Here is a 13,962-nt window from a genome sequence, read left to right on the forward strand (position 1 = left end):
AAAGCTGCTATACCCGAATGTATGGTAATAACTACCAGTTTTTATGATGCAATATACGCATTGAGTGTTGCATACGATAGACTATTTTGAAATGTGTAAAGTTACTCCAACGTCGCTTTGCGTATGTAAAATTGCCCATGTGCGCATCGTAAGTATCAGACCTAAGTTCTAGTAATGCTACTGAATTTTTATATACACTGCATTTTTATACACACGGCGGTTTCTGGATGTATATAGAGCTTTTATGCACTTTTAGCTAGAGGCTACTTGGGGATGTTACTTGCATGAGCAGTTAAAGGCTATTAAGTGTGTGAATTAGAGAAATGATGGTTAATTCTGTGATAGCGATTCTGCTGACGAATTCGAGAAGTGATCGATGACATAAAGTGATCGATGACATAAAATACGATCTAGATGCGATGATAGAGTGCATCCTGCGGATGGTACTACTGGTATCCCTTTCGTGCAGTCTTATTGTTTTAATTCGTGCTCAGTTGTTCAGTGTAATGTGGTCTGCTACTTACCGTTGGGGGTCACTGTTGCCATCTTTACGATTATAAAGCCGAGTATGCAGAATTATGTAATTTCTCATGTACTGTTGAACACTGGATCAGTAAAGAGCTATAGAAGCGCGGGAGTTTAGCAACAGTGTGACATAATAGTCAACTTTTCGCTGTTCTATTATTGCAGGCAACATAAGGGGAGAGTAAATTTACAGCGAGATAATAGAGGCAAGTAATGAAGCCATTTGTAATTCATAGGCGTAGCATCAGCCAAAGTACTAACTTAGATGCAATGGAATTAGCGGAGCAAGGTGCAGATTCAGGTACGGTGATTGTCGCTGATGAGCAAAGTTCAGGTGTTGGTAGGCGCGGCAGACAGTGGTATAGCCCTAAAGGAAATCTATATTTTAGTATTGTTTTAAAGGAGCATTTGCATGTACCCACGCTTTCATTCGCTTGTGCCTTATCCGTGGGGATATCTCTTGAGCAAATTTTTTCCCAACATATAGAAAATTCAAAAATTCCAACTCTAAAATACAAGTGGCCAAACGACGTTTTTGTGGACAACAAGAAAATTTCTGGCGTACTGCTGCAGAGCAAAGTGCAGGGCCATTCTATACCCTGGATAGTATGTGGCGTAGGTGTGAATATATTGCATCATCCAGAATATGCGACCTCGATAAGCAGCTATATTCCAGATCTCAAATTGACCAATATAGAGCTGTTGGATGTGGTATTGGAAAATCTAGCTAAACTTCTCGATATATATTCTGCGTCAGGATTTGCTCCGCTAAGAAGTTTGTGGCTAAAGAAAGCGCATGCGCTAAACTCACACGTCTGCATAACAACAAGCGATGGAATCACCCATGAAGGTACGTTTACCGATATTGGTCTTGACGGTTCTATAGTATTGAAATCTGGTGAAGATACCTTGAAGCTAGACTATGGCTCGATGTTATAATAGCCATAACGGGAACTATACTGCTATAAGCTGCGGGTTTGTGGAGAATGCATGATAAAGACAAGGGTTTGTTCTAAAATCTCATGAGTACTACTGAGGCTTTATATACGATACGTTGGCCTTTGTGCTGTTAGTGGCAATTCCTGCCCAACTATTTTTACAATGTTTTTCCTGCGTACGTGACGAAGTTATCACATAGAAAGGAAGAGCACTTGCTCGCACTCAAAGGCAATTCACTCGGAATAGCTGAAGTGATAGTATAAAATCTGTGATACCTAAGTGGTGATAGATAGTGATGAGAAAAACGTTTTCTGAAACCAAGGGCAATCCACCCAATAGCTGACTAATTGGCATCAAAATTGGTAATATCTAAAGTTTCCATGGATAGCGATTAGCAAAACCTCAACTCAGAGGTAATACGCCAGGTAGAAGCGGAGCAGTATATAAAAAATCTGTAACATCTCAGTGATTATAGTGACGAGCAAGGCGCTTGCTGAAACTTAAAGGCAATTCACCCAATAGCTGACTAATGGGCATCAAAACCGGTAACATCTAAAGTTCCCATGGGTAGTGATTAGAAAAACCTCAACTTGAATACGATGCAGCATGTGGCGTAAGGGGGAACTGTATGTGAGTTGATGGCATCTTTGATTATAGTGACGAGCAGGGCGCTTACGAAAACTCCAAGGTTATCCACCTAGCAGTTGCTGAACTAGAACACCTCAATGATAATGATGATGCTGATGAGAAAAACGTTTTCCAAAACTTCAAGAAACCCCGCCAGTCATAGCTAAACTATACAAAAAGCTACAATACTTCAGTGGTCATATAGGTGAGAAAAACGTTTTCGGAATCCAAAGGCAATCGCCTAATAGCTGAACTAAGTGCATCAAAACTGGTAACACCTAAAGTTTCCATGGGTAGTGATAAGAAAAATCCCAACTTGAATACGATGCAGCATGTGGTGTAAGGGGGAACTGTATGTGAGTTGATGGCATCTCTTATTATAGTGACGAGCAAGACGCTTGCTGAAACTTAAAGGCAATCTACCCAATAGCTGACTAATGGGCCTCAAAACCGGTAACACCTAAAGTTTCCATGGGTAGTGATAACGAAAACCTCAACTCAAAGGTAATACGCCATGCGGAAGCGGAGCAGTACATAAAATCGGTACAATCTCAGTGATTATAGTGACGAGCAGGGCGCTTACTAAAACTTAAAGGCTAAAGGCAATCTACCCGGAATAGCTGAAGTGATAGTATAAAATCTGTGATACCTAAGTGGTGATAGATAGTGATGAGAAAAACGTTTTCTGAAACTTAAAGAAACCCGCTAATCATATAATCATAGCTAAACTATACAAAAATCAGCAACACTTCCGTTATTCTAGTGATAAGCAAAACCCCAATACATAAACAATCTACCAGCAGTAGCTGAACTAGGAGAAGATAATTAGCAACGCTGTCATGATTATGGTGAAAACAAAGACACTCACTGACAATCCACCTAGAGCAATGGCGAAACTAACAACATCTCAATGATTATTATGATAAGAAAAACGCTGCCTGAAACTCAAATGGAGTTTACGCAACAGCCAAAAATGTCTATGTAAAGATGCAGATGTTGCTGCAAGTGGTACTTGTAACTTGTAAACTGGAAAAGCAAATATTTTTCTTGGTGCCGCCCTAAAAGCCTGAAAAATTTAAAGAAATGTTACTGCTCTAGTCATTCATAAAATGCAAATAGCCTACAGAAGGAGTATTTACTGCTATAGGCTTGAAAGTGCAATCGTTATTTACTATTTTTTATACATATCGCAGTACAGAGATTTTACGCGCTACGCCTGTGCATCATAGCCGTATTGCATCAATAAATTGTCGTTGCTACGCGGGAAAGCTGCTTAGCGCTTGACCATTTTTCATACACATTGTACCATCATAGCGAGTGTGGTGCTCATGAGAGTGCGTAGTGTTGCCGCCGGTTTCTCATGTTATAATCTTGCTGCCGTTTTGTGCAGAAGGAGGAGTAGTCTCGTTTTTTTCCAAAAGACAATGTGCTGGAGTGTCCCGGTGAGCCTCAAGGTTCTTGTGGGATTTGTGTGGGCTGTTGTATAAATACCACGTTCGAAGCTGTCCTAGTGTAATTCAGCATATGTTGAGGAAGTTGTTGCTATGAGGTTGATGGTATGGCGAAAAGATTCTTAAACGACACAGAAAAGAAATTACTATCTCTGCTCAAGTCGGTAATGCAGCATTATAAGCCTCGTACCGGTTTTGTCAGGGCTTTGCTAAGTGCCCTGCGTTCTATAAGTGTAGGGAATCCGAGACAAACAGCACATGATCTATCTGTGTTGGTTACACAGGATTTCCTTGTCGAGGTTATTGGCTCTTTCAGTACGCAAGCTATCGCTCCTTCCTTCCTCAACATCATGGCCCTGGTAGATGAGGAGGCATTAAATCACTACGACCGCCCTGGGCGTGCTCCAATGTTTGCAGACATGTTGAGGTATGCGCAAGAGCAAATTCGTAGAGGTAATCTGCTTCAGCATAGATGGAATGAGGAGACATTTGCATCTTTTGCGGATAGTTACCTCAGGAGAAGGCACGAGCGTGTCAGTGCGGAGCATCTTCGCCAGGCGATGCAGATCTTGCATGCACCGGCTAGTTATCGCGTCCTGTCTACAAATTGGTTTTTGCTGCGTTTGATTGCTGCAGGGTACGTGAGGAATGCAGTTGATGTGGTCGATGCGGAAAGTGCAGGGCTTACTTCTCCTCGGAGCTCCAGTGAGCGTACTGCTATTGAATCGCTCCTGAAGGATTATGATGAAGAGGGTCTCAGCGAGATGCTCGAGACCGAAAAAGGTGTCATGACGAGCCTCTTCGGTACTGTGTTACTCAGCACTTACGTTAACGAATTACGGGCAGAAGTAGCGCAGGAATTCGCTGAGCATCATCGATTTTTATCTAGGGTACTTTCTACCTGTTCTGCGCTACTTAGCCCGCTGGGTACAGTTGCTGTTGTTGCGTACTGTGCATCGATGTTCTCCTCGATTATTCAGCAGGCGACTAATCCTTCTAGTGATAAGGAGAAGTATTGTGCACTGATAGACTATATAAATGAGACCATTGCAAGTTTTGGTTCCGGGAATGGCAATGCCACTATTACCGAAGCTCTTATACGTGGAAGTAATCTAACCGCTCTTTTCGGTAATCACAGTTGCTCTGAAAGCAGTGAAGCTCTTCATGATATTTTGAGTAATCGCAGGAATGAGAGCCTTTCAATAACGAACATGAGTGCGATGCCGGCATCTATCTCCGTGCTAACGACTATGTATCTTGCTCTGCCGATAATAGCGTTTGGTGGATATGCTGCCCAGTGGGTCAGTAGGAGGATGTCTAGCAGAGGGAGGGGGGGTTTTTCTTCACCTGAAATGTTCTCTATGCTCTCGGCTGTGGTCTGTGCTAAGCTCGGGTTGAACACTTTCTTAACGCTTACCGCGCACGTCTCTCATAAGGCGTTTAGCACTGCTTTGAATTGGTCAGTTACCAGGCTCTTCTTGCCTTTGTCGCTGATAGAGCAGCCCAAAAAGATAGGTCTCTTCGTCAACTCTGCAATGTCTGCTGCATGGAGCAGTAGAAGGTTGCGCTTTGAGCCTAGTAGCCGGGCATGTGCTATCGCTGCAGCATTGTCTATACCGTTTGAATATGCTGGGCATATTGTGGCGAAGCTACATGTAATAAACACTGGATGGACTCAAGTTCCGCCGTCTTGTAGGCAGATCTTAAATTTCACAGTTAAGCACGCCAGAGTTGCTGCCTTTTTCGGTACCATAATTGCTGCTCGTAGGCATATTAGAAACATGCCATACTCCAGGCGGCTCGAAAGGATTATATGGGCAGATGGTGTAAAAGCTACTACAGCTCCAGCTGCGCTGCTACTCTTAGACGTTGCAGCCGGTAATGTGTTCCTATCTACGGTCGTGTTGACAGTAGATTCACTGGTAAGCCTCATTCCAGATATGATATGTAGTGCTAACGTAGATATGCTCAATAATGCTGGGAATCAACTGGCTGCGCTTGAGCAATGGCTTGTGGAGAATCTAGACGAAGAGGCGCTGCTAAAGATAGCAATGCTCACTTCATTGCAGAGGCTCCCTGGTAGTACGCATGGTGAGTTGGAGAAGATCCTAGAAGAGTTCTACAATAAGGATCAGATAACTGATCACGGGGTAGATTTGACAGTAGATGATGACTTTACGGAAGGTATTACCGAAAGGCAGTTATTAGAATGGCAATCCGATGACGCGTCTCGAAGACGGACACGAGGCGGTGATTGTGCTGATGCATCTAGTGAAGGTGAGCTTATAGGTGCTACTTCTCGTGACTACTATGATCCTCCAGAGAGGAGGAGAGGTCCTACTTTATACGAGGAGCTTGTACGTGGTATACTAGAAAGGCATGGTACGCGTTTCTCAGACGCTCTTGCTGGTGAGGAAGAAGATGCGGACGAAGCATTGCTTTTCAGTGACCTAAGGCTGCAGCTTGATGATGCTGCGGTACCTCATGAGGAGCAAAGTGAAAGAGGAAGGTCGTCGCGTCGCGGACGTTTCTGTGGCGATGAAGATTTTGATGTTAAGTGCCAAGGGCAAGGCGATGGTCGGCGTTCAAGGAGGAGTGATAGGAGAGGGTATAGTGAGGAACCTGCTCTTGGTGATATGAGGCATTCTTCTCGGGGCGCGGCTTCAGAATCGGATGCGAGACGTAGTAGAAGATCTGATAGGGAAGAACCTGCTACTTCACCAAGGAGACATCCTGCTGGAGAAGTGCCTCAACGGCAGGATGAGGCGTCGCCAAGTGGTCTAAGGAATCACCCTAGTGGTGCGATACCTAAGGTCAGAAGTGCTTCTGCTGCAATGCATACTAAAAAAGATAAAAGCAAAAAGAGTGCAAGGTCTTCTGAGTCAACGCGTAGAGGGGTGGATTTAGGGTTTCTTGGTTCTCCGAAAGATCTTGAGCGTTGCGTATTAGAGGGGGAGAGGGCTCGTGCGAGGAGCCCGCGGTGTGGTGTAGGTACTCCTCCTTGTCATCTCGATAGGGTGGTGTATGAGACTGAGGGTGCTCAGGATGTTGATAATGACGTCTTTGATGTTTTGCGCTATGTTACCCCGCGCAACCAGGCGGGAGAGAGAGTGCGTGTGGGTACTTCTTCTTCCTCTCGTGCTCCTCAAGGTGCTACTGGTCTTGCTCCGGGAACTAGTCTAACGTCTCTTGATGATGATGCGCTGGATATTTTGGATGCTATCCAGGGGCAGCGAGGGCGAAGAAGGTAGGGAGCGCAGTGCTTATTTGTCATATATCTGTGCTGAATATACTCTCGAAGAGAAAGGGTTTGACGGGAGTAGAGTTTGTTAGTGTTGAGCCAGTTCATGCTGGATGGGCAAGCATGTAGGCGTGTGTGTTTGTGGTATTTTGAGAATTATAGGGAGCATGAAGTTGCGGTATGTGTAGTCTTTTACAGGTCTGCGGCGCCCTTATAGAGATTTTGCATCACTGAAAACACGCATACCCAAAAAGAGATGGCATAACGCCTGCGATGCATTCTGGTGGCAATACAGATAGTGCAGTTCCTGCCACCATAGCAAACAACAGTGTACTTTCTTATAAATATGCGATAGGTAGGTGCCTTATGCGCCTACTCAAAGGTCTTGAAGTGGCCTTGCTAGCGGCAGAGGCTGCAGTGTGGTGTAGGTGCTCCTCGTCGTCCTCTCGATAGGGTGGTGTATGAGACTGAGGGTGCTGCTTCAGTTGATGTTGACCCGGATGATGATGTCTCTTTGATCTTTCGCGTTATGTTACTCCGTGCAACCAGGTAGGAGATAGTGGATTGCGTTCAGGTCCTTCTTCTTCCTCTCGTGCTCCTCGCTGTGCTCTTAGTCTTGCTTTGTGAACTAGTCTAACGTCTCTTGATAGTATGGTGTATGAGACTGAGGGGTGCGGTTTAGTTGATGTTGATACGGATGAGGGCATCTTTGATATTTCATTCTATATTACCCCGCGCAACCAGGCAGGAGGTAGTGGATCGCGTTCAGGTCCTGCTGCTTCCTCTCGTGATCCTCAAGGTGCTGCTGGTATTGCTCCGGGAACTAGTCTAACGTCTCTTGATGATGATGTGCTGGATATTTTGGGTGCTATCCAGGAGCAGCAAAGGCATAGAAGGTAGGGAGTAGTATATATCTCGCTGGATATACTCGCAAAGAACAGGGGTTTTGCAAGAAGTAGAGTTTGTGATGTAAAACCTGCCGGATGGGCAAGCGAGTGGGCGTGTGTGTTTGTGGTATTTTGAGAATTATAGGGAGCATGAAGTTGCTGTATGTGTAGTCTTTTACAGGTCTGTGGCGCCCTTATAGAGATTTTGCATCACTGAAAACACGCATACCCAAAAAGAGATGGTATAACGTCTGCGATACATTCTGGTGGCAATACAGATAGTGCAGTTTCTGCCACTATAGCAAACAACAGTGTACTTTCTTATAAATATGCGATAGGTCGGTGCCTATGCACCTACTCAAAGGTCTTGAAGTGGCCTTGCTAGCGGCGGAGGCTGCAGTGTGGTGTAGGTGCTCCTCGTCGTCCTCTCGATAGGGTGGTGTATGAGACTGAGAGTGCTCAGGATTTAGATGATGGCATCTTTGATCTTTCGCGTTATGTTACCCCGTGCAACCAGGCGGGAGAGAGAGTGCGTGCAGGTCCTGCAGCTTCTTCTAGTAGTGCTCCTCGCAGTGCTCTTAATCTTGCTCCGGGAACTAGTCTAACGTTATGGTGTATGAGGCAGAGAGTGCTGCTTCAGTTGATCTAGTTAACTGATGAAGCACGTAAATGTAACTGTGTAGTATTGTATTTTTAGCATAACGAGGTCATATTTTTTCTGCTATATTGCGTAATTCTGTAAACTAGTTTGTAAGAGTTTAGTTCTATATCAACGCTGCTGAAAGGGCTGACGACGGGGAGTATGCTGCTTTGTAATTCGCTAAAGGTGTTTTTCCAATTGATAATGCAGGGGCATACTCTTTGCAGTAATGTCTCAGTTTTTGCGCCCCACAGGTGTTTAAGGGCACACAATACGCGTACCCTCATACAGTAGTCCCTAGGCTCGTATGTTCTTGCTAGGAACATGGTGGGTGATACTTTACTCTGTGCCAAATACCTTATTAAAAATAAAGTCTACATGCTTTGTATAGTAGCTCAGGTCAGCAAGTTCCCCTATATCCTTTAAGCAATCTCTCGCCTGAGGATGATTACTGATGTTTTCAACAAAGTCAGTGCCATTTTTCCAGCTATCCATAGCGCAGTCTTGCACAATTTTGTATCCTTGCTCCCTACTCATCCCGGTATCGACAAGCGCGAGTAAGACACGCTGTGACAGCATCATATTCTTAGACGAATCAAGATTTGCCCTGATCCTCTCTTCGTTTATACACATATTTTGGAGAAGGTGAGCTAACCTAACCAGCGCAAAATTAAGCGTCACGCAGGCATCCGGGGCTATGAATCTCTCAACAGAAGAGTGGGAGATATCCCTTTCGTGCCATAACGCAACATTTTCCATAGCAGGTACAACATAACTTCTGATCATCCGTGACAGACCTGTCAAGTTTTCACCAAGGATCGGATTCTGCTTATGCGGCATCGCAGAACTACCCTTCTGACCTTGTGAGAATGGCTCGGTTACTTCAAGAACCTCTGTCTGCTGTAGGTGCCTAATCTCGGTAGCTATTTTCTCCATTGAAGAAGCTATAACGCCTAAAGTGGCAAAAAATACAGCATAGCGATCTCTGGATATGACTTGAGAAGATATGGTCTCAGGCTTTAGCCCAAGAGAATTTCCCACATATTCCTCAACATATGGATCAAGATGCGCAAAATTCCCCATAGCTCCGGAGATTTTACATACAGATATCTCTTCACGTGCTCTTATCAAGCGTTGACGGTTGCGCTCAAACTCCGCATAAAACCTGGCAAGCTTCAAGCCGAACGTTATGGGCTCTGCGTGAACACCGTGGCTTCTACCCATACAGAGAAGGTATTTCGTCTCTTCTGATCTTCTTTTGAGGATACCAAGGACGTCTTCTATGTTTTTTAGCAAAATATCACATGATTGCTTAAGCTGGAACGATAAGCAAGTATCCAGAACGTCGGAGCTAGTCATTCCATAGTGAAGATACCGTATATCCGTGGAAGTGGATTCTGCGATATATGATAGAAAAGCTATAACATCATGTTTCACCTCGGCTTCTATTTCACAAATCCGCTTGATATCAAACTTTCTATCGTCAACTAACTTTAGGCTATCCAAAACATGGACTGGCACAACACCTAGCTTAACCTGTGCTTCACACGCACTTTTTTCTATGGCGAACCATATCCTATACTTGTTTTCTTCTTCCCAAATTTCCACCATTTCGGGGATACTATATCTTGCGATCACAGAAGTACTTCACAAACTCTACTGCCGGGAATGATGCAATATATGCTTCTGCTTTGCAATAAGTAAAAGTGTAGTATTGTAACACCTCTAGTGCATTGTGCTTTTCAATCACTTTCCTTTATCAAGCTCTTCTTTGTTAAGACTCTCAGCGTCAGTGCCGAGGTTTACAACACAATGACGATAACCTACTTGACAGGCAAATGTGGGTGAAGTGCGCCTTCATTATCGAGTTTGAGATTGCCTGTATTGAAAAACAGGTAAATCGCCTGAATATCTATGCCTATAAGCAGGGTTGATGAAGTATTGAGGTTTTTTCGTGTTTAAATTCGTATTTAAAACGGTTTGATATGTACAATAAGCGGAATTCGTTATTATTTTTTGTGCAATATCCGTGGCGTGCGTTGCATAGAAGCGACGCTTAAGGTAGCAGTATTTTTGCTATAGACAGCGTTGTGAATGTTTAGATGCGAAATTTCAACAGCCTTAATAAAGTGAGCTATGTCCTTATCAGTGCGCTCCTTAAAGGGGATTGTATCGAGAGATGGATTTTTGAGTCGGCATGAAATTTTATTTTGTGCTTGATTCAAGTTGCATGCTCATTTATGATGGGGCTCCCAGTGGTGCTGGGGGTTGCGGGAGTAGCTCAGTGGTAGAGTATAACCTTGCCAAGGTTAGGGTCGAGGGTTCGAACCCCTTCTCCCGCTCATTTTTTTCAAGTTTTACGATCTCTGAAATGGGTTTCTAGCTGCACGTGTGGAGTTTCTAGGGGAGTGCATGCTTCTATGTCTTGCATTGGCTGTTCTGGATAAGTGCAGGTCTAGTCTCTAGGTTTGTGTGTTGGTGCACATTGTTTTATAGTGCGAAATAACTTTCTATATTTTCATATCGCAATTATATGGTGAATTTCCTCTACCAGGAGGACTTTCAGAAATTGTGGGTGACACACTCAAGGAATATTTCGATAATGTTTTCAGCTCATTAGTGTTGTAGAATATCTGCTAGCTGTTGTAGGAGTACTTGAGAAGCCGCTTGCGTTCCAAGGAAAGTGACTGCCTTGTGTAATTGCGAGGCGTTATCTTCTATAGGATTTGCTCGCTTTATCGTCTATGATAGGGTATGTTCAGGTGCTCATTGTTGTGTTCTGCATTTTGGGTGCATGGTGTTGAAGTAGGGTAAATAGGTGTCTAACAGTAGTTTTCGCAGAGATGGCTGCTTATACGGTGATAATGCTCTTTTTGTTGAAGAGGTATACGAAGGGTATGAAAAGTGTGCCAATGCTCTTCCAGATGGTTGGGGTGAGCTTTTTACACGCATAGAAGAAGGGAAACCGGAGCATTCTGATCGGGGTAGAACAGATTATGAAGCTTGTTCTTCTGGCACTAGCGTTTCGCCTAAAGTGTGGGGATTGATAGACTTTTTTAGATCACATGGGCATATTGCTGCGGATTTAGACCCGCTTGGGCTGACGGAAAGAGTTGGACTGGGTCATGAGGAGTATCTTTCTTCAATAGATCCTAATAAGGATGGGTCGCTTTGGCAGAAGTCAGGTTTTTCGTTGGATAGACTTTTGGAAAAACTAAAGAAAATTTACTGTGGAAAAATAGGGTTTGAGTTCATGTACATTCGTTCGAATGAAGAACGTACATGGCTGCAAAACAAGATAGAAAATATGCGCCTGGAGTGTGCAGGAAAAGAGAAGAGAGAACTCTTGTTCCATTTGCAAGAAACGGAATTATTTGAGCAATTCTTACACGTTAAATACCCGGGATATAAGAGATTCTCTGTAGAAGGAGGAGATGTTCTTATTGTAGCATTGGAAGAGATAATATCACTATCACCTTCTCTGGGTGTACAGGAGATTGTGATAGGAATGTCACATCGTGGTAGGTTGAGTGTCCTTACCAAAGTGATGAAGAAGCCATACGTTGCGATGTTACATGAGTTTTCTGGTGGTATGGCATATCCGTCTGAGCTAAATGTTACGGGAGACGTAAAGTACCATTTGGGGTATTCTTCTGATAGGGAAGTGCAGGGCGAAGTTATTCATTTATCACTAGCGTACAATCCCTCTCACCTAGAATCCGTGAATCCTGTGGTTATGGGAAGGGTAAAAGGGAAGATTGATAGTGGGTTATCCGTACTCGGCGTGCTAGTGCATGGTGATGCTGCTTTTATAGGGCAAGGTGTTGTGGCTGAAGGCCTCAATATTGGTGGTGTGGAGGGCTACACTACTGGTGGTATTGTCCATATTGTTGTTAATAATCAGGTGGGGTTCACAACTAGTCCTAACAGTGCCAGAACTTCTCTTTATTGTTCGGATGTTGCTAGAATAATCGATGCTCCTGTTTTTCACGTTAATGGGGATGATCCAGAAGCTGTGGTAGCAGTTACAAAGCTTGCTATGGAGTATCGTGATAAGTTCAAGAAAGACGTTGTGATAGATGTGGTGTGTTATCGCCGTTATGGCCACAATGAAGGTGATGAGCCTATGTTTACGCAGCCGCTTATGTATAAGTGCATAGCGCAGCATAGGACTGTAGCGGGTTCTTACGGTGATAAGCTGGTTGCAGAAGGCGTGGTATCTACTCAGGAAATAGAGGAGTTTCGTAAGAAGTTCCGGGTAGAATTGGACAAAGCGCATGCTGCAGTTTCTGCGTATAAGCCGATGAAAGCTGACTGGTTCGAAGGATGTTGGAAAGGTTTGAGATATGCGGTTCCAGGGTGCTTTGACGACTACGTGTCAGATACTGGTGTTGCAGGAAAGAGGCTTCTTGCTCTGATGGAAGCTATGTGTTCTATTCCCGAGGGGATATCGCTGGATAAGAAAGTCTCCAGGATGTTGAATGCGAGATTAAACGGTGTAAAGAGCGATAGCATAGATTGGGGAGCTGGTGAGGCATTAGCATTTGCATCCTTGTTGGCGGAAAACAAGAGGGTGCGTCTATCTGGTGAAGACTGCGGTAGGGGGACTTTCTCGCACCGCCATGCAAGGTTGATTGATCAAGCTACAGGTGCGGAATATTTGCCTTTGAACAATCTGGGAGTTGAGCAAGCAAAGTTTGAAGTATTCAATAGTCCGTTATCTGAGTTTGCTGTTATGGGATTTGAGTACGGTTATAGCTTGGATTCTCCGGATGTTCTTGTGATATGGGAAGCTCAGTTTGGTGATTTTGCTAATGGTGCGCAGGTAGTAATAGATCAGTTTATAGCGGCGGCTGAAACCAAGTGGTTGCGTTCTAGTGGGTTGGTTTTGTTACTTCCCCATGGGTATGAGGGACAAGGTCCAGAGCACAGCTCTGCGAGGATAGAAAGATATCTTCAGCTTTGTGCGGAAGACAACATGCAGGTTGTTAACTGTACTACACCGGCTAACTATTTTCACGTACTCCGTAGGCAGTTACACAGAGATTTCAGAAAGCCTCTTGTCATTTTCACTCCGAAGTCTTTATTGAGAAATAGGATGGCTGTGTCTAAATTGTCCTGTTTTGAAGGTAGATTTCAGCCGGTGATAGGTGAGGTGATGGCCCATGACCATGCTCAGGTAAAGAGGGTGGTTATATCTAGTGGAAAAGTATACTACGATCTCCTTGAAGCAAGGGGTGATAGGCAAGATGTTGTACTATTGAGATTGGAGCAATATTATCCATTTCCGGAAGAGATTTTGGCTAAAGAGCTTGCGAAGTATCCTTCAGCAGAGGTGATATGGTGTCAGGAAGAGCATTTCAACATGGGAGGATGGGATTTTGTTCGGCCTCGTATAGAAAAATCGATGAAGCTAGCTAATTTGAAGGGTGTTGTGGCTTATATTGGTCGAGCTGAGTCTGCGTCCACTGCGGCTGGTTACGCGCGCGCTCATGAGGAAGAGCGTAAATGTTTCATAGATGAAGTATTTGCCTAGGGGTTGTACTGCAGGGTTATAAAAGAAGGGCACATCGTAGTGTTATGCACGTAACGTTGTGGCTGAGTAGAGTTCTGGCGTGGGGTTCTAAAATGGATGGTGAGCACCACGCCTGT

Annotated in this window: 8 protein-coding genes and 1 tRNA gene; 8 read left to right on the forward strand and 1 reads right to left on the reverse strand. The window is 44.2% G+C overall.

Annotated features, from left to right (window positions below):
- Positions 1-738 precede the first annotated feature (738 nt).
- The 6 genes from APHWEB_RS04365 to APHWEB_RS04385 all read left to right on the forward strand — a co-directional run bounded on the left by APHWEB_RS04365 (position 739) and on the right by APHWEB_RS04385 (position 8,319).
- Positions 739-1,464 carry a biotin--[acetyl-CoA-carboxylase] ligase gene (locus tag APHWEB_RS04365; RefSeq protein WP_011450966.1) on the forward strand — a complete coding sequence of 242 codons (726 nt, stop codon included), beginning with the start codon at positions 739-741 and terminating at the stop codon, positions 1,462-1,464.
- A gap of 832 nt (positions 1,465-2,296) precedes the next feature.
- Positions 2,297-2,434: a hypothetical protein gene (locus APHWEB_RS06710; protein WP_011450948.1), complete on the forward strand. Its 138-nt coding sequence runs from the start codon at positions 2,297-2,299 to the stop codon at positions 2,432-2,434.
- A 1,215-nt stretch (positions 2,435-3,649) separates the two neighbouring features.
- Entirely contained in the window at positions 3,650-6,793 is a 3,144-nt protein-coding gene (gene cpg1, locus APHWEB_RS06945; RefSeq protein WP_020849367.1) for a Cpg1 family polymorphic protein, read from the forward strand.
- Positions 6,794-6,868: 75 nt separating this feature from the next.
- Positions 6,869-7,000, forward strand: coding sequence for a hypothetical protein (locus APHWEB_RS07025; RefSeq protein WP_280939961.1), 132 nt, complete (start codon positions 6,869-6,871; stop codon positions 6,998-7,000).
- Positions 7,001-7,434: 434 nt separating this feature from the next.
- The gene (locus APHWEB_RS04380) at positions 7,435-7,683 is read left to right on the forward strand and encodes a hypothetical protein (protein ID WP_020849365.1); all 249 of its coding nucleotides are present in this window, start codon (positions 7,435-7,437) and stop codon (positions 7,681-7,683) included.
- A 423-nt stretch (positions 7,684-8,106) separates the two neighbouring features.
- Positions 8,107-8,319 (forward strand): hypothetical protein, encoded by a 213-nt coding sequence (locus APHWEB_RS04385; RefSeq protein WP_011450960.1) that lies wholly within the window; start codon positions 8,107-8,109, stop codon positions 8,317-8,319.
- A 330-nt stretch (positions 8,320-8,649) separates the two neighbouring features.
- Here APHWEB_RS04385 and purB read toward each other — a convergent pair whose 3' ends face one another.
- Positions 8,650-9,948, reverse strand: a complete 1,299-nt coding sequence (gene purB, locus APHWEB_RS04390; RefSeq protein WP_011450959.1) for an adenylosuccinate lyase — start codon at positions 9,946-9,948, stop codon at positions 8,650-8,652.
- A gap of 632 nt (positions 9,949-10,580) precedes the next feature.
- Between purB and APHWEB_RS04395 the strand changes: the two genes are divergently transcribed.
- A tRNA-Gly gene (locus tag APHWEB_RS04395) sits at positions 10,581-10,652 on the forward strand.
- Positions 10,653-11,128: 476 nt separating this feature from the next.
- On the forward strand, positions 11,129-13,846 hold the full coding sequence (locus APHWEB_RS04400; RefSeq protein WP_020849364.1) for a 2-oxoglutarate dehydrogenase E1 component: 2,718 nt from the start codon (positions 11,129-11,131) through the stop codon (positions 13,844-13,846).
- The last annotated feature ends 116 nt before the right edge of the window (positions 13,847-13,962 follow it).

This window comes from Anaplasma phagocytophilum str. Webster (assembly GCF_000964685.1).
Taxonomy (GTDB): Bacteria; Pseudomonadota; Alphaproteobacteria; order Rickettsiales; family Anaplasmataceae; genus Anaplasma; species Anaplasma phagocytophilum.

Bases quoted from the DNA above. Each gene is read 5' to 3' on its own strand.
- APHWEB_RS04365 (WP_011450966.1), top strand. From the start codon at position 739: ATGAAGCCATTTGTAATTCATAGGCGTAGCATCAGCCAAAGTACTAAC.
- cpg1 (WP_020849367.1), top strand. From the start codon at position 3,650: ATGGCGAAAAGATTCTTAAACGACACAGAAAAGAAATTACTATCTCTG.
- APHWEB_RS04380 (WP_020849365.1), top strand. From the start codon at position 7,435: ATGGTGTATGAGACTGAGGGGTGCGGTTTAGTTGATGTTGATACGGAT.